This window comes from Pseudarthrobacter sp. MDT1-56, assembly GCF_059383555.1.
This window is the reverse complement of the sequence record NZ_JBWZCK010000013.1, coordinates 36,159-61,252: the sequence shown is the minus strand read 5'-3', so window position 1 is coordinate 61,252 and position 25,094 is coordinate 36,159. Positions and strand designations below refer to the sequence as shown.

Below are 25,094 nucleotides of genomic sequence, written 5' to 3'. Positions count from 1 at the left end.
ACCAACCTGTACCTGGAAACTGAGCCTGCCGGCCGGAGCAATCCTCCGCGCTCAGCGTCAGATCCACCAGCACCACCAACGGAGATCCTCGTGTCAGACCAGAATGCCCCCGGCGCTTCCGCCGCGCCGTCCGGCCCGGGATCCACCCCGGGCTTCCGGCCCGCTGCAGTTGCTGCAGTGCCGCTGGCAACCATCGGTGAGTCGATCGGCGTCGTTGTCCCCGGGGCATCCGGCTCCGTCGCGGTCACCGGGATCTCCTTGAACTCCCGCGCCGTCCAGCCCGGCGACCTCTACGTCGCCCTGCCTGGCGCGGCCCGGCACGGGGCCGACTTTGTCTCCCAGGCACTGGAGGCCGGAGCAGCCGCCGTGCTGACGGACGACGCCGGCGCGCGCCTGCTGGCGTTCTCCCACGACATCGCCGTCCCGGTGCTGCTGGCCGAGGCGCCCCGCAGCCTCGTGGGCAGGCTGTCCGCCCTGATCTACCGGAGCCGGCCGCAGGATGAGCCCGCTCCGGCCCTCTACGGGGTCACGGGCACCAACGGCAAGACCACCACCACCTACTTCATTAACGCCCTGCTGCAGGCCCTCGGGCAGAAAACAGGGCTGATCGGCACCATCGAGATCCTGGCCGGCGGGGAGCCGATCCCCAGCCTCCTCACGACCCCGGAATCCACCGACGTCCACGCCCTGCTGGCCCTGATGCGCGAACGCGGCCTCGACGCGGCCTCGATGGAGGTCTCCTCGCACGCCGTCGCGTTCCACCGCGTGGACGGGGTCGAATTCGACGTCGCCGGCTTCACGAACCTGACCCAGGACCACCTCGACCTGCACGGCAGCATGGACGAGTACTTCCAGACCAAAGCCCGGCTCTTCACTCCCGGGCGGGCCCGCCGCGCCGTCGTGACGGTCGACGACGACTGGGGCGTGAAGCTCGCCGCAACCGCCGGCATCCCGGTGACCACGCTGTCCACCCACGTCACCGGCGCGGCGGCCGGGATGAGCACAGCTGCGGACTGGACGGTCCTGAATGCGGTTCCGCGCGGGCTCGGCACGGTCTTCACGCTCCGCCACCGCGACGGCACGGAGCTGCGCGTCCACACCGGGCTGCCGGGAAGCTTCAATGTGGCCAACGCAGCGCTGGCAACTGTCATGGTGCTCGCGGGCGGCCACGACGCCGCCGCGGTCCAGGCCGCCCTCGACGACCGCGACCCCTTCACCGTCGCTGTCCCCGGCCGCATGCAGCTCGTCTCCACCGCCCCCGCAGCGGTGGTCGACTTCGCACACAACCCCGACGCCCTGGCCCGCGCGCTGGAAGCCGTCCGCTCCCCGGAGCCGGGATCCCGGGTGATCATCGTCTTTGGTGCCACCGGCCAGCGGGACCAGGGCAAGCGGCCCGCCATGGGGGCTATCGCTGCGCGCCTCGCCGACATCGTCATTGTCAGCGACGACGACCCGCACGACGAGGATGCCGCGGAGATCCGCGCCGACGTGCTGGTGGGCGCGGTCGAGGCCAAAGAGCACGAAGAACTGGACTGCAGCATCCTTGAGGTCTTCCCCCGCGATGCCGCCATCCGGAAGGCCGTGGCACTCGCGGGCCCGGCCGACACCATCCTCGTCGCGGGGCGCGGCCACGAAGTTTGGCAGGAAGTCAAAGGCGTCAACCTCGCCCTAGACGACAGGGTGGAGCTTCGCTCTGCCTTGACAGCTCGGGGATTCACCGTTCTCGAAGACCAGCGGATAGAGTCCTAAACCGAGATGATTGCATTTACCGCGGCGGAAATCGCCGATATAACGAACGGCCGCCTGGCCGCCGAACCGGGGATCACCCCCGGCTCAGTGGTGACCGACTCCCGGGAAGCCACGCCGGGTTCCCTTTACGTGGCCAAGCCGGGCGAGACCGCCGACGGCCACGACTTCGTCGCCGCGGCCTTCGAGCGCGGCGCCGTCCTGGCGCTGGTCGAGCACGACGTCGCGGACGCAGCCGGCGGCAGTTACCCCGCCATCGTGGTCCAGGATTCGGTCCTCGCGATGGGTGCCCTTGCCGCGGAAGCCGTCCGCCGGATCCGCGCCGGCCGCGCGGCCGACGGCGAGCCGCTGACCGTGATTGGCATCACCGGTTCCGCCGGCAAGACCACCACCAAGGACCTGCTGGCCGGGATCCTGGCCGCGGAGGGGAACACCATTGCCCCGCAGGGGTCCTACAACGGCGAAGTCGGGGTCCCGCTCACCGTCTTCAAGGCCGGGGCCGACACCCGCTACCTCGTGATCGAGATGGGCGCTACCGGCGTCGGACACATCAGCTACCTCGCGGAGATGGTCCGCCCCGACATCGGGGTGGTCCTTGGTGTCGGCACGGCGCACGCCGGTGAATTCGGCGGCGTGGACAACATTGCCCTCGCCAAGGGCGAGCTCGTCGAGGCCCTGCCGGCCACCGGCACCGCCGTCCTCAACCTGGACGACGCCCGCGTCGCGGCCATGGACACGCGCACCCGGGCCACCGTGCTCGGTTACTCCGCCCAGCCGGACCGCGTCGGCCTGGCCGCCGCCGTCCGTGCCGAGGGCGTCGAGCTGACGGCCGGCGGCAGCCCCGAATTCGACCTGTTCCTGCCCGGCGAGAGCGCCGGGCACCACGTCGCGGCCAAACTGATCGGCGCCCACCACCTTGCCAACCTGCTGGCGGCGGCTGCAGCGGCGCACGCCGCCGGCGTCCCCGCCGCACGCATCGTGGCCTCGCTGAGCGCCCAGGCCGCCGCCAGCCGGTGGCGGATGGAACGCACCGAACGGCCCGACGGCGTCACCATCATCAACGACGCGTACAACGCCAACCCGGAGTCCATGCGCGCCGCGTTGCGGACCCTAGCCGACCTCGGCAGGGGCCGCCGGACCTGGGCCGTGCTCGGGGCAATGCTGGAGCTGGGCCCCGACTCCATCCGCGAACACATGGCGGTGGGCACCCAGGTGGTCCGGCTCAACATCTCCCGGCTCGTCGTCGTGGGACGCGAGGCACGCTCGCTCTATGTCTCAGCCGTCAACGAGGGGTCCTGGGGCAACGAGTGCGTCTTCGCCGAGACCCCGGAGGAAGCCTACGACCTCCTGCAGGCCGAGCTTGAGCCCGGCGACCTCGTGCTGTTCAAGTCCTCCAACAGCATCGGGCTGCGCCACTTGGGCGATCGGATAGCATTACCCCCACAAGCCCCCGGGACCGCTGCTGGTGCCGCTGAGGGCAGGGCTGCCGAAGCCGCAGCCAAACCCGCTGCCGGAACCGCCACTGAAGGGAGTGCGCTGCTGTGATTGCACTGCTCATGGGCGCTGGACTGGCCTTGCTGCTTGCCTTCCTGGGCACCCCGCTCTTTATCCGCTTCCTGGTCCGCAAGAGCTACGGGCAGTTCATCCGGGATGACGGACCCACCACGCACCACACCAAGCGCGGCACCCCCACCATGGGAGGCACCGTCGTGGTCCTGTCGGTGCTCGCCAGCTACGGCATCACACATCTCGTCATGTGGATGATCAACCCGGCATCCCCGGGCCCGTCCGCCTCGGCACTGCTGCTGCTGTTCCTGATGGTCGGCATGGGGCTGGTCGGCTTCCTGGATGACTTCATCAAGATTTCCAAGCAGCGGAGCCTGGGCCTGAACGCCAAGGCCAAGCTGATCCTGCAGGCCGCCGTGGGCATCATCTTCGCGGTCCTTGCCCTGCAGTTCCCGGACGAGAACGGCGTGACGCCCGCGTCCTACCAGATCTCCCTGGTCCGCGATATCCCGTGGCTCAACCTGGCCTTTGCCGGCACCCTGATCGGCGCCATCCTCTTCGTGCTGTGGTCGAACCTGATCATCACCGCCGCCACCAACGGCGTGAACCTCACCGACGGCCTCGACGGCCTCGCCGCCGGTGCCGCCATCATGGTCTTCGGCGCGTACACCCTGATGGGAATCTGGCAGAGCAACCAGTCCTGCGGTTCGCCGCGGCAGGCCGGCGCCGGCTGCTACACCGTCCGCGACCCGCTGGACCTGGCCCTGCTCGCCGCCATCCTCAGCGCGGCGCTGGTCGGCTTCCTGTGGTGGAACACGTCACCGGCCAAGATCTTCATGGGAGACACCGGATCGCTGGCCATCGGCGGCGCCGTCGCGGGCTTCGCCATCCTGTCCCGGACCGAGCTGCTGCTCGCCTTCATCGGCGGCCTCTTCGTCCTGATCACCCTCTCGGTGATCATCCAGGTCGGCTACTTCAAGATCACCAAGGGCAAACGCTTCTTCAAGATGGCCCCGCTCCAGCACCACTTTGAACTCAAGGGCTGGGCCGAGGTCACCGTCGTCGTCCGGTTCTGGATCCTGTGCGGACTCTTTGTCGCCGCAGGGATGGGCATCTTCTACGCCGAATGGGTGGTACTCCTGTGACTGGTCCGATTCCCGCACCCCTCACCACTTCACCCCGGCTCCAGGACCTGGTCAGCTGGGACTCCGACTGGGCCGGACTGCGGGTCGTCGTCACCGGCATCGGGGTCTCCGGCTTCGCCGCCGCGGACACGCTCATCGAACTGGGCGCCCGCGTGATCGTGGTCGACGCCGCCACCGGCCCCACGGCGCAGGCCCAGGCGGACACGCTCCGGATCGTCGGCGCCGCCGACGTCCTGCTGGGCGAGGACGCCGTGGAAACCGTCCCTAAAATCGACGGTGCCAAGCCGGACCTGATCGTCACCTCCCCGGGCTGGCGGCCGGACCAGGCGCTGCTCGCCGCCGCGGCCAGGACCCACATCCCGGTCTGGGGCGACGTCGAACTCGCGTGGCGGCTCCGTGAACGCAAGGGTCGCAAGACCGCCGACTGGCTGACCATCACCGGCACCAACGGCAAGACCACCACCGTCGGGCTGACCGAATCGATGCTGCAGGCGGCCGGGCTCAAGGCCATCGCCGTCGGCAACGTCGGGACGCCGATCCTGGACGCGCTGCGCGACCCGGTGGACTACGACGTCTTCGCCGTCGAGCTCTCCAGCTTCCAGCTGCACTGGAGCGATTCCGTCTCGCCGGTTGCGAGCGTCTGCCTCAACGTCGCCGAGGACCATGTCGACTGGCACGGCTCTTATGCGTCCTACCTGGCGGACAAGGCCAAGGTCTACGAACACACCCAGAAGGCGTGCATCTACAACGCCGAGCAGATCGAAACCGAACGCATGGTGGAGGACGCCGACGTCGTCGAGGGCTGCCGTGCGGTGGCCTTCACCACGCTCACGCCGGCCGTCAGCATGCTCGGCGTCGTCGAAGGGCTCCTGGTGGACCGCGCCTTCATCGCCGAACGCAAGGACAGCGCCGCCGAACTGGCGTCCGTGTCGGAACTCGGCCCGGTGGCTCCCCGCCACATGGTGGCCAACGCCCTGGCGGCTGCAGCCCTTGTCCGGGCCTACGGGGTCGAACCTGCGGCCGTCCGCAAGGGACTGCTGAATTACCTGCCGGGGGACCACCGCATCCAGCTCGTCGCCCGCCACAACGGCGTCCTCTGGGTCAATGACTCCAAGGCCACCAACCCGCATGCCGCCGCCGCCTCGCTCTCCTCGTTCGAGAGCGTCGTGTGGATAGCCGGCGGGCTGTCCAAAGGCGTGAACTACGAGCCGCTGATCCAGGCGCACGCCCGGCGGCTCAAGGCCGTGGTACTGATCGGGGCCGACTCCAGCGATCTCCGCTCCGCACTGCAGCGACACGCACCCGATGTCCCCGTGATCGGTGCGGGGAAGGGCGAAACTGAAGAGGTGCAGACTGCCGGGACGGCCGACGCCGTAGCAGCACCCTCGCCGATTCCCGGCGGGACTGTGATGGCCCAGGCCGTTGCGTCGGCGGCGCAGCTGGCCGCTTCCGGGGACACTGTGCTCCTGGCCCCGGCAGCAGCATCCATGGACCAGTTCTCTTCCTACGCTCACCGTGGCGACGCCTTCATCGAAGCTGTCCGCGAGCTCGTGGAAGGGCAGGCTCAGACCAGCGAGGAGTAACAATGGTCAGCACGCCCACACGTAACCCAGCGGCCGCCCCGGCCGCAACCCAACCGCCCGCCGCGAAGTCACCGGCAGGGAAAGCATCAGCGCCCGGGGCAGCAACGGGCCCGCAGTCGGCTGCCCGGAAAGTCCGGGGCTGGTATCAGGGATTCTGGTCCGCCCTGGAAGGAACGGGGAAGTCCCGCAACGGCTCCACGTACTACCTGATCCTGGGATCAACCCTCGCACTCACGGCCATCGGCATCATGATGGTGCTCTCCGCATCCAGCGTGGAGGCCATCGCGGCAGGGGAGTCGCCCTACACCGCCGCCCTCAAACAGGGGATGTTCGCCGGGATCGGCCTTTTCAGCATGTTCCTGCTCTCGCGGGTCAACGTGGTCTGGCTCAAGCGCGGCGCCTGGATCGCCATCCTGGTGGCGTTCGTGCTGCTGGTCCTGGTGCTGCTGGTCGGCCGCAGCGCCCTCGGCAACCAGAACTGGATCGACGTCGGACCCTTCACCTTCCAGCCCTCCGAGGCCGCCAAACTTGCGCTTGCGCTGTGGATGGCCACGGTACTGGACCGCAAGGCCAAGCTGCTGTCCCAGGCCAAGCACGCCCTGATCCCGGTTGTGCTTCCGGGCGCAGCCGGAGTGATCGGGCTCATCCTCATGGGCAACGACCTCGGCACCGCCATGATCGTCATGATGATTACGGCGGCCGCCCTGTTCTTCGCCGGGGTGCGGCTGTACCTGTTCGGCATCGCCGGGGTCGTCCTCGCCGCGGGTACCGCCGTGCTGGCCATTACGAGCCCCAACCGTGTGTGCCGGATCCTGTCCTGGACCGGCCAGACCTGCGCGGACGGCACCGACTTGAACTACCAGTCCACCAACGGCCTGTACGGCCTCGCCTCCGGCGGATGGTTCGGGGTGGGGCTGGGCCAAAGCCGGCAGAAGTACAGCTGGATCCCGGAAGCCCACAATGACTTCATCTTCGCCATCATCGGCGAGGAGCTCGGCCTGGTCGGGACCCTGGTGGTGCTGGTCCTCTTCGCCATCCTCGGCACCGCCATCTACCGCGTTGTGGTGGCCCAGAAGGACATGTTCCACCGTGTCCTGGCCGGCACCATCATGGTCTGGCTGCTCGGCCAGGCGACGGTCAACATGGCCGTGGTCACCGGTCTGGCCCCCGTGGTGGGAATCCCGCTCCCGTTCATTTCCTACGGCGGCTCGGCGCTGCTTATGTCGCTGTGCGCGATCGGCGTAGTCTTGTCACTGGCCCGTGCCCAGATGGCACCCGGCCTGCAGCCCAAGCGGCTCTTCAGGTTCGGCCCGGCCGGACTCGCAGCGTCCCTGCGGAAGCGGACCGCGGCGCGCGCCGCGGGCGGAAACCCCACGAAGCCCGCCAAATCCGGGAAACCCGGCAAAGATCCGGCCGCCAAGGCGGCCACGGCCCGCAAGGCCGCCGCCAAGCCCGCCACCGGAACACCGGGAGCCGGGTCACCCGTGACCGGACCGCGGACCGCAAGAACTCCTGCCCCCAGCAATCCCGCACGAAAGCGTAAATAGGCCTCCATGAACACCGATTCGTCCTTGTCCGTCGTCCTCGCCGGCGGCGGCACAGCCGGGCACATCAGCCCGCTCCTGGCCATCGCGAACGCGCTCCGGGAGGCCCGCCCCGGGGTGCGGCTCCTGGCCGTCGGAACACCCGGCGGAATGGAAGCCCGGCTGGTCCCGGCCGCAGGGCTGGACCTTGCGACCGTCAGCCGGGTTCCCTTCCCGCGCAGGCCTTCGCTGGACCTGCTGCGGCTGCCGGGACGGCTGGCCGGTGCGGTGAAACAGGCCGGTGTCATCCTTGACGGGGCCCAAGCCGACGTCCTGGTCGGCGTCGGCGGATACGTCTGCACACCGATGTACCTCGCCGCCCGGCGCCGGAAGATCCCGATCGTCATCCACGAGGCAAATGCCCGCCCGGGACTGGCGAACCGCGTCGGAGCCCGGCTGGGCGGACACGTCGCTGTGGCCTTCGCCGCCACCAGGCTGGGCGCCTCCCGGCACGTCGGCATGCCGATGCGCAAGGAAATCTCGGGCCTCGACCGGACCGCAGCCAGGACCGCGGCCAGGGAAGCCCTCGGCCTGGACCCGGACCGTCCGGCCCTGATTGTCACCGGCGGCTCCTCGGGCGCCCAAAGCATCAACCGCACCATCGCGGCATCGGTCGGCCTCCTCGCGGAGGCCGGCATCCAGACCGTGCACCTCACCGGACGCGGCAAGGCAGTCCACGACGCCGACGGCAGGCCACTCGCGGCACCCGGCTACCAGCAGCGCGAATACGTCGAGGGCATGGAAACCGTGTACGCCGCCGCAGACCTGCTGCTGGCCCGCTCCGGGGCTGCGACGGTCTGCGAGGTCGCCGCCGTCGGCCTGCCCGCCGTCTTCGTTCCGCTGCCAATTGGCAACGGCGAACAGGCGCTTAATGCCGCCGGACTCGTCGACGCGGGAGGTGCCCTGCTGGTGGAGGACAGCACGTTTTCCCCCGGCTGGGTCCGCGAGTACATCATCCCGCTTCTCCAGGACCCCGTCCGGCTCGCACGGATGGCGGCCAGCGCCGAAAAGCTCGGCATCCGGGACGCCGACCAGCGCATGGCCGGACTCGTCCTGGAAACGGCGCTGAAAGCACAGTCGTTGAACCCCAAGTCGTTGAAGGCAAAGCCCTCCAAGCAGCACAGCAGGAAGCGGTAACGGAATGACCCAGCCCGACCAGCACCACGCCCCCACGGCGGCCCGCACCGGGGAAGACCTCGGCCGGGTTCACTTCATCGGCATCGGCGGCGTGGGGATGTCCGCCGTGGCGCGCATCCTTGTCGCCCGCGGCCTGCCGGTCAGCGGTTCCGATGCCAAGGACCTGCCGGTCATGGCGGACCTGGCCGCGGCGGGCGCCCGGATCTGCGTCGGCTACGACGCTGCCAACCTGGGCGACGCGCAGAGTGTGGTCGCCGGCTCGGCCATCCGGCCGGACAATCCCGAGCTGGTGGCGGCCCGGGCCGCCGGACTGCCGGTGCTTCACCGCTCCGAGGCACTGGCGGCCGCGATGGCGCAGGACACCGCCGTCACCGTCGCCGGCACCCACGGCAAGTCCACCACCACGTCGATGATTACCGTCCTCCTGCAGGGCGTGGGCCTGGACCCGTCCTTCGCCATCGGCGCGAACGTCCCGGCGCTGGGCGTCAACGCCGCCAGCGGCAGCTCGCCGGTCTTCGTCGCGGAAGCCGACGAATCCGACGGCTCCTTCCTGAACTACCGCCCGCAGATCGCCGTCGTGACCAACGTCGAACCGGACCATCTCGACTATTACGGCACCGCGGAGGCCGTCTACGCCTCCTTCGACCGCTTCACCGCCCTGCTCCCGGCCGACGGTGTGCTGGTCGCCTGCGCGGACGACGCCGGCGCCCGCGCCCTCGCCAGGCGGACCCTTGAGCGCGGCAACACCCGCGTGGTGCTCTACGGCACCAGCGATGACGCCCAGATTGTGCTGCACGACGGCGGCCCGGGGGACGTCTCGATCACCACTCCGGCCGGACGTTTCCCCCTCGAGCTGCACGTTCCCGGGCGGCACAACGCCCTCAACGCGGCGGCCGCCTTCGCCGTCGCCCTGGAACTCGGTGTGGACCCCGGCATTGCCGCCGGAGCCCTGGCCCACTTCACGGGTGCTTCCCGGCGCTTCGAATTCAAGGGCGAGGGCCGGGGAGTCCGGGTCTACGACGACTACGCCCACCACCCCACCGAGGTCCGGGCAGCCCTGTCCGCAGCGCGGTCGGTGGCCGGCGGCCACAAGCTGCACGTCCTCTTCCAGCCGCACCTGTTTTCCCGGACCCGGGAATTCGCCGAAGAGTTCGCCGCAGCGCTCAACACCGCCGACACGGCACTGGTCCTGGACATCTATCCCGCCCGCGAAGATCCGATTCCGGGCGTCAGCAGCCAGCTGATCGCGGCGCACCTTGGCGCCGGCGGCCGGCTCGTCGGACCGGGCGACGAGGCTGTGCAGTCCCTTGTCTCCGCCGCCGCGGCGGGGGACATCGTGCTCACCGTCGGAGCCGGCGACGTGACCGCCTACGGGCCGATGATCGTCGCGGCCCTGGGTGACGGTGCTCCCGATGCCTAGCACCCGCCGGCCCAGCTACAAGGGGGGTGCACGCCGCCCGCCCGCCACGCGAGGGGAGTCGGGGTCACCCGACGTTATTTCAGCCTCCAAGGACAGCCCGGCAACTGGCGCCGCATCCGCCGCGGCGGCCCCGCCGGCTCCGGATAATGTGCTGACCTTCCCGGAACCCAAAGCCAAACGCCGCAGGCGGATCGTGCAGGGCACCATCGCAGCCCTGGCGGTGCTGGTCGCGGGAATCCTCGCCGCTGCCGTCTACTCGCCGGTCCTCGCGGTGCAGACCGTCTCCGTGGAGGGCACCAAGCTGCTGACCCCTGACCAGGTCCAGGCAGCCCTGGCGCCGCTGCAGGGCAAGCCGCTGCCACAGATCAGCGACGACGACGTGACAGCCCTCCTGCAGCCGCTGGTCCAGGTCAAGAAAGTCACCACCCAGGCCCACCCGCCGTCGACGCTGCAGGTCAAGGTGACCGAACGTGTGCCGGTGGCTTTGGTCAGGCAGGGTGAGGCGCACCAGCTGGTCGACGTCGACGGTGTGAAGCTCAGCGACACGGCCGACCCGGAGTCGATTCCGCTGCCGGTCATCGACGGCGGAGGCGGCACCCTGCCCAAGGACCTGTTCCATGCGATCACCGAAGTCCTGGGTGCGTTGCCGGCCGACGTGCTCGCCCGGCTCTCGAATGCCTCGGCGAAGTCGGTGGACGCCGTGGAGCTCAAGCTTGTCGACGGACAGACGATTGTCTGGGGCAACGCGGGGGAGAAGGAGCTCAAGGCAAAGGTCCTTGAAGCCCTGCTCAAGGCGCCCGCGGACCCGAAAAATCCGGTGCGGATTTACGATGTCAGTGTGCCTCGGCACCCGGTCACCCGATAGCCGCCGATCACTTCGCCGGGAAGCTATTTCACGGTAATACCGCGACACGCGGCGCCGGTTATTGAATGTCCCCGGCATAGGAAATAGCGTCACAACAAGAGTTACTTGACATAACTATAACCCTCAACTCGAAGGTTAAGGTTCAAAGCTTCAAGCTCGACTCCATCAGTTTTCGCAATAGAAGCAACAGAACACGAACAAGGGACACGTAACGTGGCAGCTCCGCAGAATTACTTGGCCGTCATCAAGGTCGTCGGCATCGGCGGCGGTGGCGTGAACGCAGTCAACCGCATGATCGAGGTCGGTCTTCGCGGCGTCGAATTCATCGCCGTCAACACCGATGCGCAGGCATTGTTGATGAGCGATGCAGACGTCAAGCTCGACATCGGGCGTGAGTTGACGCGCGGCCTGGGAGCCGGTGCGAACCCGGAGGTCGGCCGGCAGGCTGCAGAGGACCACGCCGAGGAGATCGAAGAGGTCATCCGTGGCGCTGACATGGTCTTCGTCACCGCCGGCGAAGGCGGCGGCACCGGCACCGGCGGCGCGCCCGTCGTCGCCCGCATCGCCCGCTCGCTCGGCGCGCTGACCATCGGCGTTGTCACCCGACCCTTCACCTTCGAAGGCCGCCGCCGCGCCGGCTCCGCCGAAGCCGGCATCGACGCCCTCCGCGACGAAGTCGACACCCTGATCGTCATCCCGAACGACCGCCTGCTCTCCATCAGCGACCGCAACGTTTCCGTGCTTGACGCGTTCCGTTCCGCCGACCAGGTCCTGCTGTCCGGTGTCCAGGGCATCACTGACCTGATCACCACCCCGGGCCTGATCAACCTCGACTTCGCCGACGTCAAGTCCGTCATGCAGGGCGCAGGTTCCGCGCTGATGGGCATTGGCTCGGCACGCGGCGAAGACCGCGCCGTCAAGGCTGCGGAACTCGCCATCGCCTCCCCGCTGCTTGAAGCATCGATCGACGGAGCCCACGGCGTCCTGCTGTCCATCCAGGGTGGCTCGGACCTCGGACTCTTCGAAATCAATGAGGCTGCCCGCCTGGTCCAGGAAGTCGCCCACCCCGAGGCCAACATCATCTTCGGTGCGGTCATCGATGATGCCCTCGGCGACGAGGCCCGCGTGACGGTCATCGCGGCCGGCTTCGACGACGTCAAGGCCACCTCGCCGTCCATGGACCAGTCCCTGCCGCAGTCGGCGCCGCAGCGTCCGGCGGCGCCGGCAGCGGCCCCCGCCCCGGTCCAGGCTCCGTCCTCGGCCCAGGTCCAGCCGCTGCACGCCACGGTCGGCGCCTCCGGTTACGGCGGCTGGGGCCAGCAGCGGCCCTCCGCAGTCCCGGCGGACTCCGGCTTCGACGTCGACCTGCCCTCCGTCGTGGAGCCGGACCTGTCCGGCCGCCACACGGACGACCTGGATGTCCCTGACTTCCTCAAGTAGATCCTGAAGCACCATGGCACTGCCGGATGGCAGTGCCATGGTGCTTTCTCGTAGGATCGAAGTTCTGCAAACAAGTTTGGCGACGATTTGGGGTTTTGAGTGTTTTCGTGGCGGGCGGAAGTCCGGCCCGGCGTGTGGGTGGCTTTCACCGACGCTGCCGCCGGCAACCTGGCTCTGCACGTCGGCGATGATCCGTCCGGGGTCGCGCGCCGGCGCCGGGCCATCGAAGCGGCGGTGGGCCTCGACGGCCTTCACTTCCGGTATATGAACCAGGTCCACGGCAACGACGTCGCCGGCATCGGCGCCGCCTCCGCTGCCGGATCCGGCTCTGGTGTCCGGACTGCCGACGCCCCGACTGCCGACGCCCCGACGGCCGATGCCATGGTGTCCTTGGGTGAGCCCCTGGCCGTGATGGTGGCCGACTGTGTGCCGGTCGTCCTGGTGGGGGACAGGACCGGCGGGGAAACCCCCGTCCTCGCGGTGGTCCACGCCGGACGCCCCGGCGTCGCGTCCGGCGTCGTCCCGGCGGCGGTGCTGCGCATGCGCGAACTGGGCGCGGCGGAGATCACCGCCTGGATCGGCCCGTCCGTCTGCGGGCGCTGCTACGAGGTCCCCGAAGACATGCGCGAGCAGGTGGCGGCCCGGGTGCCCGCCGCCCGGTGCACCACCTCCCGCGGCACCCCGGGCCTGGACCTGCCGGCCGCCGTCCGCAGCCAGCTGCAGGACGCCGGCGTCAGGGTTGAGTATTCCGGGGGCTGCACCCTGGAAGACGACACGCTGTTCTCCTACCGCCGTGATCCGAACACCGGACGATTCGCGGGACTCGTCTGGACCGACGCCGGGGCGCCGGCGGGGACCCCCAGGGCGAATGAGCAGATGAGTTGATGAACGCATGACTGAACACGGGCCCGCGCGCGGGCAGCACGATCCCCGGCTGGAACAGCTCCGCGAGCGGCTCGCCGCCGTCCGGCAGCGCATCGACAGCGCCGTCGCGGCGGCCGGCCGGCAGGAGCAGCCGCCCCAACTGATCGTGGTCACCAAGTTCCACCCCGCCGACGACGTCCGGCGGCTCGCCGCGCTCGGCATCACGGACGTGGGCGAGAACCGGGACCAGGAAGCCGCGGAGAAAGCCGCTGCACTGGGCGGGCTGCAGCTCCGCTGGCACTTCATCGGCCAGCTCCAGAGCAACAAAGCCAAATCCGTCGTCAAATACGCCCACGCCGTGCACTCCGTCGACCGGCCGCAACTGGCCGGCGCCCTGGCCAAGGCCATGGCCGCCGAACAGGAACGCACCGGACGGGCGCCGCTGGACTGCTATATCCAGGTCAGCCTCGACGACGACGACGCCGGCGGCCACCGCGGCGGTGCCCTCTCGGCAGACGTGCCGGCGCTGGCGGAGCAATTGGCCGGCGCGCAGGGACTTCATCTGGCCGGCGTCATGGCGGTCGCGCCCTTCGGTGCGGATCCGGTCCCGGCCTTCGAAAAGCTGGCGGAGCTTTCCGTCCGGCTGGCCGCTGTCCATCCCGGGGCCACGGGCATTTCTGCGGGCATGAGCCAGGACCTGGAACAGGCCGTCCGTTTCGGGGCGACACACCTGCGCGTTGGCTCCGATATTCTCGGTCCGCGTCCGGCGTTGCGGTAGGTTCAACGTATTGGAAGGTAATGGCGGGGATTCCAAGGCTGCTTAGTCACTGATCGGCCCGCCGACGGACACTATTAGGAGTCGACCATGGCCGGCGCTCTGCGCAAGACAATGATCTATCTTGGGCTCGCCGATGGCGACGAACACTATGAGTCCGAGCACCAAACATCGCACAAGGATGAGGACAATTCCATGGAGCATGACCGCGAGGAACGCCGTGCACCGGCGCCTGTCCGCGAGGTCCCCAGGGAAGAGCCCTACGCCGCTGAAGAGGAATATCGCGCACCTGTGACACCCATCAAGCGAGCGGCATCGAGCCGTGAAGAGCACACCGGACTCCGCCAGATCACCACGATCCACCCGCGGTCCTACAACGACGCGAAACTCATCGGTGAAAGCTTCAGGGACGGCATCCCCGTCATCATGAACGTCACGGACATGGGAGAAGCGGATGCGAAGCGACTCGTCGACTTCTCCGCCGGGCTGGTCTTTGGCCTGCGCGGCAGCATCGAGCGCGTCACCAATAAGGTTTTCCTGCTGTCGCCGTCGTACGTTGAAGTCATCGGCGATGACAAGAAGGTCAGTGAGACACAGGCAAGCTTCTTCAACCAGAGCTAGCCCAGGATTCTTCCCACGGATGCCAGGCAAGGACACCTTGCCTGGCATCCGTGCTGAATTATCCGTGTTGAAATAGAGGCGTAACTATCACGAGGACACTGCGGTATCCGGAATGAACATGGAGATATGAGTTAACTCATGGGAATTGTTTTCGGACTTGTCTATATCGCCCTGCTGTTGTTCTTTGTTGCCCTCATCATCCGACTGATCTTTGACTGGGTGCAGATGTTTGCGCGAAGCTGGCGGCCCCGCGGCGCGGCCCTCGTCACCGCACACGCTGTGTATTCGGTCACAGACAAGCCCCTCAAACTGCTCCGGCGGCTCATCCCGCCGCTGCGGCTGGGGGGAATCTCCCTGGACCTCGGCTTCCTGCTGCTGTTCGTGGCAGTCACCATTGCCATGGCGGTTGCCAAGTTCCTGGTGTTCTCCCAGCCGATCGTGGCGTAGCCGGGCGGCGGGCCTCGTCCGGGGCCCACAACAGATAGAAACTCCGGTTTGACACTGCGGTGTTGAATTAGAGGAACCAGACCATATTTAGGTACCGTAGTTTGACGGCCGGAAGGCCTACTGACTAACTAGACCAACGAGGTGACCAGATGGCTTTGACGCCAGAAGACGTTGTCAACAAGCGCTTTCAGCCGACCAAGTTCCGCGAAGGCTACGACCAGGATGAAGTTGATGACTTCCTGGACGAAATCGTCGTCGAACTGCGACGCCTGAACCAGGAGAACGACGAGCTGCGCAAGAAGCTCGCCGAACTGGGCGCCGGCACGCCTGCCAGCTCCGCCGCCGCGGCTCCCGTCGTGGAAAAGGTTCCGGCACCCGTCAAGGCCGAGAAGGAAGACCACGCCAAGGCAGAAGCCGAGGCCAAGGCCGCTGAAGCCGCCAAGGCTGCTGACGCTGCCAAGAAGAAGGAAGCCGAGCAGGCAGCCGCCCCGGCACGCACCGCGGTCACCCCGGCCTCCGAATCCGCTGCCGGCCTGCTGGCCATGGCGCAGCAGATGCACGACAAGCACGTCGCCGACGGCGAGCAGCAGCGCGACAAGATCATCGCCGAAGCGCAGATCGAGGCCAGCAGCCTCGTCAACGACGCCCAGGAGAAGTCCCGCAAGATCCTCGGCGCCCTCGAGCAGCAGCGCTCCGTCCTGGAGCGCAAGGTCGAGCAGCTCCGCGGCTTCGAGCGTGACTACCGTTCACGCCTGAAGGCTTACATCGAAGGCCAGCTGCGTGACCTGGACGCCCGCGGCTCCGTCGCGGCCCCTGAGGTCGAAGCCAGCAGCTAGGGCGGAAAACCAAGTATTCTGAAAGCCGGTGGCTGAGGATTCCTCTGCCGCCGGCTTTTGGCATTAACCCCCGGTTCCGCCGGCGGCCGTGACCAAGCACCCAGCTCCCAGTCCCCGCACTGGCCCGCGAACGAAAGCCTTATGACTGACGCACCATCACCCGACGCCACGCAGCCAGCAGAGCCGGCCCTTGAAGGCCCCACCAAGCCGCGCCCGCGGCGGGCCCTGCTGCTCTCCGTCTTCTTTGGCCTGGCGGTGTTCGCCTACGTCTTCGACCAGCTGACCAAGCTGTGGGTCACCGCCAACATGACCGAGGGGGAGAGGATCCCAGTGCTGCCCCCGCTGCTGCACTGGTACTACATCCGGAACTCCGGCGCAGCCTTCTCCATCGGCGAGAACGTCACCTGGGTATTCACCATCATCATGACCGCGGTCTCCATCGCCATCCTGCTGCAGCTTCGCAAATTGGGGTCGATCTGGTGGGCCCTCGCGCTCGGGCTGCTGCTCGGCGGCGCGCTTGGCAACCTCACCGACCGGCTGTTCCGCGAGCCCTCCTTCGCCATGGGCCACGTCGTAGACTTCATCCAGCTTCCCAACTTTGCGATCTTCAACATCGCCGACTCGGCCGTCGTGTCCTCCGTGGTGATCATCTGCCTGCTGACGCTGCGCGGGATCTCCCTGGACGGCTCCCGCCTGACGAAGGACACAGTGAAACATGACTCCTGAGCACACGGTGCCGGAACACAACCCGCCCGAGGACCTGACACCGGAAGACCTGGCACCGGCCGGCGCGCAGCCGGAGGACATCCTGCCGGAAGACGTTGACGACGTCGACGCCGGAGGCGGGGCCACGGCTGCGGCCGCCCACCGGTTTGTGGTCCCGGATGAACTCGCGGGAAGCCGGGTGGATGCCGGGCTGGCGAAACTCATGGACATCTCCCGCTCACAGGCCGCCACGCTGATCGCCGAGGGCAACGTCATCAGCAAGGACAAAGCGGTTGGAAAGTCGCTCAAGCTCGCCCCCGGCGCCGTGCTCGACGTCACCGTCCCGGCACGCCGGGATCCCCTGGAAATTGTGGAGGAAGTAGTGGAAGGCCTGAACATCCTGCTGGACGATGACGAGTTCGTCGTCATCGACAAGCCGGTCGGCGTGGCCGCGCATCCCTCACCCGGCTGGGTGGGGCCCACCGTCGTCGGCGGTCTCGCGGGACTCGGCTACCGGATCTCCACGTCCGGCTCCCCGGAACGCGCGGGCATCGTGCACCGGCTCGACGTCGGGACGTCCGGGGTGATGGTGGTCGCCAAAACGGAAGAGGCGTACACCGCGCTCAAGCGTGCCTTTAAGGAGCGCACCGTGGACAAGGTCTACCACGCCGTGGTCCAGGGTCTTCCCGATCCGCTGGCCGGCACCATTGACGCGCCGATCGGCCGCCACCCGGGCCACGACTGGCGTTTCGCCGTCATCGAGGACGGCCGCGACTCCATCACGCACTACGAGGTCCTGGAGGCGTTCGGGAAGGCCTCGCTCGTGGAAGTCCACCTGGAGACCGGCCGCACGCACCAGATCCGCGTCCACTTCTCCGCGCTGCGCCACCCCTGCGCCGGCGACCTGACCTACGGAGCGGACCCCCGGCTCGCCGCCACGCTGGGACTCACCCGGCAGTGGCTGCACGCCCGGCAGCTGGGCTTCGACCACCCCCGGACGGGGGAGCGGGTCACGGTCACCAGCGAGTACCCGCAGGACCTGCGGTACGCCCTGGAGGTCCTGGAGTCCGGACAGGCCTGAGGTGCCTGCTGCGCCGCCCGGTTTCGAGCTGTCCAATCGGGCGGCGGCCGGAGTGCCGCGCCGAAACGTCTGTGCGCGGCACTAGAATGATTCGGTGACTTCCAGCAACAACTCGTTCGTCCATCTCCACAACCACACCGAGTACTCCATGTTGGACGGTGCCGCCCGGCTGGGGGAGCTGTTCGACGAAACCGAGCGGCTGGGCATGCCCGCCCTGGCCACCACGGACCACGGCTACCTCTTCGGTGCCTTCGACTTCTGGAAACGTGCCACCGACAAGGGCATCAAGCCGATCATCGGCGTAGAAGCCTACGTCACCCCCGGGACCGCGCGCACGGACAAGACGCGCGTCCGCTGGGGCGAGGAGAACCAGCGCAAGGACGACATCTCCGGCGGCGGCTCCTACACGCACATGACGCTGCTCAGCTACAACAACAAGGGCATGCGGAACTTGTTCCGTGCCTCTTCGATCGCCTCCCTGGACTCGGTCTTCGGCAAATGGCCCCGGCTGGACCGTGAGCTGCTGAACACCTACTCCGACGGCTTGATTGCCACCACCGGCTGCCCGTCCGGTGAGGTCCAGACGAGGCTCCGGCTGGGACAGTACCGGGAAGCTGTCGAGGCTGCCGCGGAGTTCCGCGACATTTTCGGCGCCGAAAACTACTTCTGCGAACTCATGGACCACGGCCTGGACATCGAGCGGCGCGTCACGGGGGACCTGCTGCGTCTGGCCAAGGAACTGAACCTTCCGCTGGTGGCCACCAACGACCTGCATTACACGCACGAGCACGACGCCAAGGCGCACGAGGCCCTGCTGGCCATCCAGTCAGGGTCCACCCTGCTGGAGCCGACGTACGACAACGGCGGCTCGCGCTTTGCCTTCTCGGGCAGCGGGTACTACCTGAAGTCCCCGCAGGAAATGCGGGAGCTGTTCCGCGACCACCCGGAGGCGTGCGACAACACGCTCCTGATCGCCGAGCGCTGCGAAGTCTCCTTCAACACCGGCGCCAACTACATGCCCCGCTTCCCCTGCCCCGAGGGGGAGGACGAAACATCCTGGCTGGTTAAGGAAGTCGACAAGGGACTGCACTACCGCTACCCCCAGGGCATCCCGGACAAGGTGCGCACCCAGGCCGACTACGAACTCGGCGTCATCACGTCCATGGGGTTCCCGGGCTACTTCCTCGTCGTCGCCGACTTCATCAACTGGGCCAAGAACAACGGCATCCGGGTGGGTCCCGGCCGCGGCTCCGGCGCCGGGTCCATGGTGGCCTACGCCATGCGCATCACCGACCTCGATCCGCTGCACCACGGCCTGATCTTCGAGCGCTTCCTCAACCCGGACCGCGTCTCCATGCCTGACTTCGACGTCGACTTCGATGACCGGCGCCGGTCCGAGGTGATCGACTACGTCACGCGCAAATACGGCGACGAACGTGTCGCGATGATTGTCACCTACGGCACCATCAAGACCAAGCAGGCGCTCAAGGACTCCTCCCGCGTGCTCGGCTACCCGTTCAGCATGGGAGAACAGCTCACCAAGGCCCTCCCGCCGGCCGTGATGGCCAAGGACATTCCGCTGGCGGACATCCAGAACAAGGACTCCAAACGCTATAGCGAGGCCGGCGACTTCCGGCAGCTGATCGCCACGGACCCGGAGGCCGCCAAGGTCTTCGAGACGGCGCTTGGCATCGAGGGCCTGAAACGCCAGTGGGGTGTCCACGCGGCCGGCGTCATCATGTCCTCGGACCCGATCATCGACGTCATCCCGATCATGCGCCGCTTCCAGGACGGCCAGGTCATCACCCAGTTCGACTACCCCACGTCCGAGGGCCTCGGCCTGATCAAGATGGACTTCCTGGGCCTGCGGAACCTCACGATCATTTCCGACGCCCTGGAAAACATCAAGATGAACCGCGGCGAGGACCTGGACCTGGAATCGCTGGCCCTCGACGACGCGGCCTCCTACGAGCTGCTGGCCCGGGGCGACACCCTGGGCGTGTTCCAGCTCGACGGCGGACCGATGCGCTCCCTGCTCAAGCTCATGAAGCCTGACAACTTCGAAGACATCTCCGCCGTGCTGGCCCTTTACCGGCCCGGCCCCATGGGCGCCAACGCGCATACCGACTATGCCCTGCGCAAGAACGGGATCCAGGAGGTCATCCCGATCCACCCGGAGCTGGAGGAGCCGCTCTCCGAGATCCTCGGTGGCACGTACGGCCTGATCGTGTACCAGGAGCAGGTTATGGCCGTCGCGCAGAAGCTCGCCGGGTACACCCTGGGCCAGGCCGACATCCTGCGCCGCGCCATGGGCAAGAAGAAGAAATCCGAGCTGGACAAGCAGTTCGCCGGGTTCTCCCAGGGCATGCAGGACAACGGTTATTCGATGGCCGCGGTCAAGACCCTCTGGGACATCCTGCTGCCGTTCTCCGACTACGCCTTCAACAAGGCGCACTCGGCCGCGTACGGCGTGATCTCCTACTGGACTGCCTACCTCAAGGCCCACTACGCACCCGAGTACATGGCCGCCCTGCTCACCAGCGTCGGGGACGACAAGGACAAGTCCGCGATCTACCTCAACGAATGCCGGCGCATGGGCATCACGGTGCTGCCGCCGGACGTCAACGAGTCCGCACTGAACTTCACGCCGGTCGGCACCGACATCCGCTTCGGCATGGGCGCGATCCGCAACGTCGGCGTCAACGTCGTCGAAGCCATGGTGGCCGCCCGGGACAAGGAAGGCGCCTACACGTCGTTCAAGGACTACCTCGTGAAGGTCCCGGCCGTGGTGTGCAACAAGCGCACGATTGAATCCCTGATCAAAGCCGGCGCCTTCGACTCCCTCGGCCACCACCGGCGCGCCCTGGCAATGATCCATGAAGAAGCGATCGACTCCGTCATCACGCTCAAGCGCAACGAGGCGATCGGCCAGTTCGACCTCTTCGCCGGCTTCGACGAGGCCGAATCCGAGGCCTCGCTGAGCATCGAAATCCCGGACCTTCCCGAATGGGAGAAGAAGGACAAGCTCTCCTTTGAACGGGACATGCTCGGCCTGTACGTCTCCGACCACCCGCTGCAGGGGCTCGAAGGGGTCCTGAGCCAGCACGCCGACCAGTCCATCACCACGCTCATCGCCGAGGACGGTCCGCACGACGGCGCCATCGTCACCATCGCCGGCATGATCACCTCACTGAGCCGGCGGATCGCGAAAGCCAGCGGCAACGCCTACGCCCGCGCCGAGATCGAGGACCTGGGCGGTTCCGTCGAGGTCATGTTCTTCGGCCAGGTCTACGGCCCGATCGCCTCCGTGCTGGCCGAAGACCTGATTGTGGTGGTCAAGGGACGGCTACAGCGCCGAGATGACGGCGCCGTCGCGCTCAACTGCATGGAACTGTCCGTCCCGGACCTCAGCGAAGGACTCAACGGCCCGCTGGTGATCACCATGCAGACCCACAAGGCCACGGAAGCCGTCGTGACCGAACTCGGGGACGTACTGCGCACGCACCGCGGCAAATCCGAGGTCCGGCTGCACCTGCAGGGCGACTCCCGCGTGGAAATCATGGGCCTGCCCGTGCATCTGCGGGTGAACCCCAGCCCGTCACTGTTCGGGGACCTGAAGGTGCTGCTCGGCCCGACCTGCCTGGACAGCTAGACGTGCCGGACCGGGCGGATTCGCGGCAGGCCGCGGTGCGCACGGCGGTGATCTCGGGGGCGGGCCGCGGATTCGGCGCAGCCCTGTGCAGCACTTTGCTGGCGGACGGCTGGACGGTCTACGGCATCGTCCGGCCGGGGTCGCCGGAGCTCGACGGCGCGACCGCACGCCGCCTTGAGTGGGACATATCCAGCCAAGCGGCCAGCGGGCTGTCCGCCCGTTCGGGACAAGGCCCCCGCTTCCTGGAACTGGGTTCCCGCAGGGACCTGCCCTGGTAGCCGGTCAGATCTCGTAGTCGAGCGGCGCGGGCTGGCCGTAGGCGCCGGAGTGGTAGAGCAGGGGAGCACCGTCGGCGCCCACCTCACCTTCCACGACCTCGACCACCACCACGGCGTTGTTCTCGAAAGAGAGCCGCATCTGGACCTTGCCGATCAGCCAGCCCGCCACGTCATTGAGGATCGGCACGTCATGGGGCCCGAGCGCCCAGTGATCGCCCTCGAAGCGGTTGCTGGTCCGGGCAAAGCGGTCAGCCAGCGCCTGGTTCTCCAGCCCCAGCATATGAACGCCGATGTAGGTCGTGTTGGCCACGGCCGGCCAGGAGCTGGACGTGCGGGCCATGTTGAAGGTGAACCGTGGCGGCTTCGCCGACAGCGAGGCCACGGAGGTAGCCGTGAAGCCGAAGGGGACGCCATTGAGGTTGGCGGTGATGATGGCCACCCCGGCCGCATGCCGGCGGAACATTTCCTTGAAGGTTCCTTCGAAGGCTTGGTCCTCTGTGGCCACTGCGATCCAACTCCCTGCTGCACATGTGTGATGTTCCTACCCTGCCAGCGTATTGCGCCTGCGAACGGCCGCGGTACTTGTTTACCCGGCGGCGTCATGTGCAAGGCCATCAGGGGCGCGCGGTGTCATGTGCCCTGCCGGCGGAAAGCTTGTTAAGGTTTGTTGCATGACACAGCCCGCAGTGCACGGCCAGCTCCCGCAGGATGCCCCGCAGGACACGCCCCGGTTTCCCCGCCCGGGTTCCGAGCCGGACGCCGCCGCCGGCCGGCCGGTCCACGAGGCAGGCATCCGTGCCGCGACATGGCGCAAGGCCGCCGTCATCGCCGCCGCCGGCGTTCCCGTGGGGGTGCTCTGGTGGCTTCTGGCGCCCTCCGGGCTGAACCTGCTCTCCGGTGATCCGGAGCTGCGCAGCGGCGGCAACACGGAAGGGTGGCTGCCGCGGGACCTGGTCCTGGCCGGCCTGTTCCTGCTCGCCGGCTGCATCTCGGGCGCGGTTGCCTCCGGCAGTAAGCACCACGCGCCGTCCGGCCGGGACGTTCTCCTCGCCGTGGGTGCCGGAGCAGTGGGCGCACTCGCGGCCTGGGGGACCGGCGTCCTGTGTGGCCTCTGGTGGGGAACACCGGAGGACACCTCGGCCAGCGCCAGTGTCGCCTTCTCCCTGCGGTCCTTCGCCGTCCTGGCAATCTGGCCGGCAGCGGCCGCACTGACCATCTTCCTGAACACCGTCTTCACCACGCCGACGCCGAAATCCGGGTCCGGGGCCTGACCGCGGGGCAGCAGAGCAGCTCCCCGACGTAACCGTCCGAAGTAACAGGCGCGGGACTCGCAGGAGCTGGCCGTAAAATGAACGGGTGACCCCTTCAGCTGACAGCTCCGTGCCCGCCGTTACTGCGCCCCCGGCTCCCACCGGCCTCAACTTCCACACCGTCGACCTGCGCGGTCGGCGGCTGACCCTCGCCGGCCTCCGCGCCGCGGTGCCCCGGGCGCAGGCCGGCACCATGGCTGATGCCGAACACAAGGTCCTGGACATCATCGACGCCGTCCGCACCCGGGGCTTCGAGGCGCTCAGCGAGCTCGCCCGGACCTTCGACGGCGTTGAGCAGTCGCACCCGCGGGTCCCCGCTGAAGCGCTGACGGCGGCCCTGGCCGGTCTCGATCCCGCCGTGCGGGCGGCACTGGAAGAGTCCATCAGGCGCGCACGGCTCTTTGCCGACGCCCAGCGCCCGGCGGACACCGACGTCGAACTCGGCGCAGGCGCGGTGGTCAGCCAGAACTGGGTCCCCGTGGCCCGCGTGGGCCTCTACGTCCCCGGCGGCCTGGCGGTCTACCCGTCCTCCGTGATCATGAACGTCGTCCCGGCCCTCGCCGCTGGCGTCGAATCCATCGCCCTGGCATCTCCGCCGCAGAAAGACTTCGGCGGGCTCCCGCACCCCACGATCCTTGCCGCAGCGTGCCTGCTCGGAATCGACGAGGTCTACGCGATCGGCGGCGCCCAGGCCATCGCGGCCTTCGCCTACGGCATCCCCGCCGCAGAGGACAAGGCCGGGCTCGACCCGGTGGACGTCGTCACCGGCCCGGGCAACGTCTTCGTCGCCACGGCGAAGCGCCTCGTCAAGGGCGTCGTCGGCATCGATTCCGAGGCCGGCACCACCGAGATCGCGATTCTGGCCGACGCCACGGCACAGCCGGTCCTGGTCGCGGCCGACCTGATCAGCCAGGCCGAGCACGATCCCAAGGCGGCGTCCGTGCTGATCACGGACTCCGAGGACCTCGCCGCCGCCGTCCGGGTGGAACTGGAGCGCCAGGCGGCAGCGACCAAGCACAGTGCGCGGGTCCGTGAGGCCCTCTCAGGCCCGCAGTCCGGCGTGGTCCTGGTGGACGACCTGGATCAGGGCATCGCGGCGTGCAATGCCTACGCCGCCGAACACCTGGAAATCATGACGGCGGACGCGGCAGGCGTGGCGGGCCGGATCCGCAGCGCCGGGGCGATCTTCGTGGGGGACTACAGCCCCGTCAGCCTGGGCGACTACTGCGCCGGTTCCAACCACGTGCTGCCGACCAGCGGCACCGCAGCGTTCTCGTCGGGGCTGAACGTGACCACATTCCTGCGCGCCATCCAGGTGGTCAACTACACCCGCGCCGCCCTGGCCGAGGTCAGCGGGCACATCGTGAGCCTGTCCGGGGCGGAGGATCTGCCGGCGCACGGCGAGGCGGTCACCGCCCGGTTCCCGCAGGGCGCCTGACCACAACATGTAGTAATTACAGGCTTGTTATTCAGCTACATCTAGTCGTAAACTGATGGCGGAGCCAACCGCTCCGGCGAATCTCGGGTGGCCGTCTTCGGGCGACCTCCAGTGGGCCATCCGCGTGCGACAGGGGAGGAAACGTCATGTATTGCCCGTTTTGCCGTAACCCTGATTCGCGGGTGGTGGACAGTCGGATCGCCGACGACGGTTCAGCCATCCGGCGCCGCCGGCAGTGCCCCGAGTGCGGCCGCCGCTTCACCACTGTCGAGACGACCAGCCTTACCGTGATCAAGCGGTCAGGGGTCGGCGAGCCGTTCAGCCGCAGCAAGGTCATCAACGGCGTCCGCAAGGCCTGCCAGGGCCGTCCTGTCACCGAGGACGACCTTGCGATGCTGGCCCAGGAAGTCGAAGAGGCCATCCGTGCCTCCGGCGCCGCCGAAATCGATGCTCACGAAGTCGGCCTCGCCATCCTCAACCCGCTCCAGCGGCTCGACGAGGTCGCCTACCTGCGCTTCGCAAGCGTCTACCAGGCCTTCGAATCCCTCGAGGACTTCGAAGCCGCCATCTCCCTGCTCCGCCATGAGGCCGAAACCAAGGGCCGCGGGGGCACCAGCCAGCGGAAAAGTCCGCTCTAGGGCTGTTCCAGGAGCGCCGGCTCA

Annotated in this window: 22 protein-coding genes; 21 read left to right on the top strand and 1 reads right to left on the bottom strand. The window is 68.0% G+C overall.

The genetic code is table 11. The annotated features are described in order from the left end of the window. Positions 1-90: 90 nt before the first annotated feature. The 18 genes from AC50YC_RS17200 to AC50YC_RS17115 all read left to right on the top strand — a co-directional run bounded on the left by AC50YC_RS17200 (position 91) and on the right by AC50YC_RS17115 (position 21,684). Positions 91-1,749 carry a UDP-N-acetylmuramoyl-L-alanyl-D-glutamate--2,6-diaminopimelate ligase gene (locus AC50YC_RS17200; RefSeq protein ID WP_494954513.1) on the top strand — a complete coding sequence of 553 codons (1,659 nt, stop codon included), beginning with the start codon at positions 91-93 and terminating at the stop codon, positions 1,747-1,749. A gap of 6 nt (positions 1,750-1,755) precedes the next feature. Further along, the gene (locus AC50YC_RS17195) at positions 1,756-3,291 is read left to right on the top strand and encodes a UDP-N-acetylmuramoyl-tripeptide--D-alanyl-D-alanine ligase (RefSeq protein ID WP_494954512.1); all 1,536 of its coding nucleotides are present in this window, start codon (positions 1,756-1,758) and stop codon (positions 3,289-3,291) included. Continuing rightward, positions 3,288-4,397: a phospho-N-acetylmuramoyl-pentapeptide-transferase gene (mraY, locus tag AC50YC_RS17190; protein ID WP_494954511.1), complete on the top strand. Its 1,110-nt coding sequence runs from the start codon at positions 3,288-3,290 to the stop codon at positions 4,395-4,397. The genes AC50YC_RS17195 and mraY overlap by 4 nt, the downstream gene beginning before the upstream one ends. Next, positions 4,379-5,980 (top strand): UDP-N-acetylmuramoyl-L-alanine--D-glutamate ligase, encoded by a 1,602-nt coding sequence (murD, locus tag AC50YC_RS17185; RefSeq protein ID WP_494954510.1) that lies wholly within the window; start codon positions 4,379-4,381, stop codon positions 5,978-5,980. The genes mraY and murD overlap by 19 nt, the downstream gene beginning before the upstream one ends. Before the next feature lie 2 nt (positions 5,981-5,982). Continuing rightward, positions 5,983-7,527 (top strand): putative lipid II flippase FtsW, encoded by a 1,545-nt coding sequence (gene ftsW, locus AC50YC_RS17180; protein ID WP_494954509.1) that lies wholly within the window; start codon positions 5,983-5,985, stop codon positions 7,525-7,527. Between the two features lie 6 nt (positions 7,528-7,533). Beyond that, positions 7,534-8,700, top strand: coding sequence for an undecaprenyldiphospho-muramoylpentapeptide beta-N-acetylglucosaminyltransferase (murG, locus tag AC50YC_RS17175; protein WP_494954508.1), 1,167 nt, complete (start codon positions 7,534-7,536; stop codon positions 8,698-8,700). A 4-nt stretch (positions 8,701-8,704) separates the two neighbouring features. Next, positions 8,705-10,120: a UDP-N-acetylmuramate--L-alanine ligase gene (gene murC, locus AC50YC_RS17170; protein WP_494954507.1), complete on the top strand. Its 1,416-nt coding sequence runs from the start codon at positions 8,705-8,707 to the stop codon at positions 10,118-10,120. Continuing rightward, a complete protein-coding gene (locus AC50YC_RS17165) occupies positions 10,113-10,985 on the top strand; it encodes a cell division protein FtsQ/DivIB (protein WP_494954506.1) in 873 nt (290 codons plus the stop codon). The genes murC and AC50YC_RS17165 overlap by 8 nt, the downstream gene beginning before the upstream one ends. Before the next feature lie 213 nt (positions 10,986-11,198). After that, positions 11,199-12,425 (top strand): cell division protein FtsZ, encoded by a 1,227-nt coding sequence (gene ftsZ, locus AC50YC_RS17160; protein ID WP_494954505.1) that lies wholly within the window; start codon positions 11,199-11,201, stop codon positions 12,423-12,425. A 99-nt stretch (positions 12,426-12,524) separates the two neighbouring features. After that, positions 12,525-13,310 carry a purine nucleoside phosphorylase YfiH/LACC1 family protein gene (locus tag AC50YC_RS17155; protein ID WP_494954504.1) on the top strand — a complete coding sequence of 262 codons (786 nt, stop codon included), beginning with the start codon at positions 12,525-12,527 and terminating at the stop codon, positions 13,308-13,310. Positions 13,311-13,317: 7 nt separating this feature from the next. Beyond that, the gene (locus tag AC50YC_RS17150; RefSeq protein ID WP_494954503.1) at positions 13,318-14,067 is read left to right on the top strand and encodes a YggS family pyridoxal phosphate-dependent enzyme; all 750 of its coding nucleotides are present in this window, start codon (positions 13,318-13,320) and stop codon (positions 14,065-14,067) included. Between the two features lie 87 nt (positions 14,068-14,154). Further along, complete coding sequence (locus tag AC50YC_RS17145) at positions 14,155-14,685, top strand: cell division protein SepF (RefSeq protein ID WP_494954502.1); 531 nt, start codon at positions 14,155-14,157, stop codon at positions 14,683-14,685. 138 nt (positions 14,686-14,823) lie between these two features. After that, positions 14,824-15,132: a YggT family protein gene (locus tag AC50YC_RS17140; RefSeq protein WP_354173416.1), complete on the top strand. Its 309-nt coding sequence runs from the start codon at positions 14,824-14,826 to the stop codon at positions 15,130-15,132. A 149-nt stretch (positions 15,133-15,281) separates the two neighbouring features. Then, on the top strand, positions 15,282-15,968 hold the full coding sequence (locus AC50YC_RS17135; protein WP_494954501.1) for a DivIVA domain-containing protein: 687 nt from the start codon (positions 15,282-15,284) through the stop codon (positions 15,966-15,968). 141 nt (positions 15,969-16,109) lie between these two features. Beyond that, complete coding sequence (gene lspA, locus AC50YC_RS17130) at positions 16,110-16,694, top strand: signal peptidase II (RefSeq protein WP_494954500.1); 585 nt, start codon at positions 16,110-16,112, stop codon at positions 16,692-16,694. Then, positions 16,684-17,754, top strand: a complete 1,071-nt coding sequence (locus tag AC50YC_RS17125) for an RluA family pseudouridine synthase (RefSeq protein WP_494954499.1) — start codon at positions 16,684-16,686, stop codon at positions 17,752-17,754. Before lspA ends, AC50YC_RS17125 begins: the two co-directional genes overlap by 11 nt. A 94-nt stretch (positions 17,755-17,848) precedes the next feature. After that, on the top strand, positions 17,849-21,406 hold the full coding sequence (gene dnaE / locus AC50YC_RS17120) for a DNA polymerase III subunit alpha (RefSeq protein ID WP_494954498.1): 3,558 nt from the start codon (positions 17,849-17,851) through the stop codon (positions 21,404-21,406). 2 nt (positions 21,407-21,408) lie between these two features. Continuing rightward, positions 21,409-21,684, top strand: a complete 276-nt coding sequence (locus AC50YC_RS17115) for a hypothetical protein (protein ID WP_494954497.1) — start codon at positions 21,409-21,411, stop codon at positions 21,682-21,684. A 4-nt stretch (positions 21,685-21,688) separates the two neighbouring features. On the opposite strand, the gene AC50YC_RS17110 is transcribed toward AC50YC_RS17115, so the two are convergent. Next, positions 21,689-22,147, bottom strand: coding sequence for a flavin reductase family protein (locus tag AC50YC_RS17110; protein WP_494954560.1), 459 nt, complete (start codon positions 22,145-22,147; stop codon positions 21,689-21,691). Between the two features lie 208 nt (positions 22,148-22,355). Here AC50YC_RS17110 and AC50YC_RS17105 point away from each other — a divergent pair, with 208 nt between their 5' ends. The 3 genes from AC50YC_RS17105 to nrdR all read left to right on the top strand — a co-directional run bounded on the left by AC50YC_RS17105 (position 22,356) and on the right by nrdR (position 25,070). Continuing rightward, positions 22,356-22,955 (top strand): hypothetical protein, encoded by a 600-nt coding sequence (locus tag AC50YC_RS17105; RefSeq protein ID WP_494954496.1) that lies wholly within the window; start codon positions 22,356-22,358, stop codon positions 22,953-22,955. An 85-nt stretch (positions 22,956-23,040) separates the two neighbouring features. Then, complete coding sequence (hisD, locus tag AC50YC_RS17100) at positions 23,041-24,432, top strand: histidinol dehydrogenase (protein ID WP_494954495.1); 1,392 nt, start codon at positions 23,041-23,043, stop codon at positions 24,430-24,432. Positions 24,433-24,578: 146 nt separating this feature from the next. Continuing rightward, positions 24,579-25,070 carry a transcriptional regulator NrdR gene (gene nrdR, locus AC50YC_RS17095; RefSeq protein WP_494954494.1) on the top strand — a complete coding sequence of 164 codons (492 nt, stop codon included), beginning with the start codon at positions 24,579-24,581 and terminating at the stop codon, positions 25,068-25,070. Positions 25,071-25,094 lie beyond the last annotated feature (24 nt).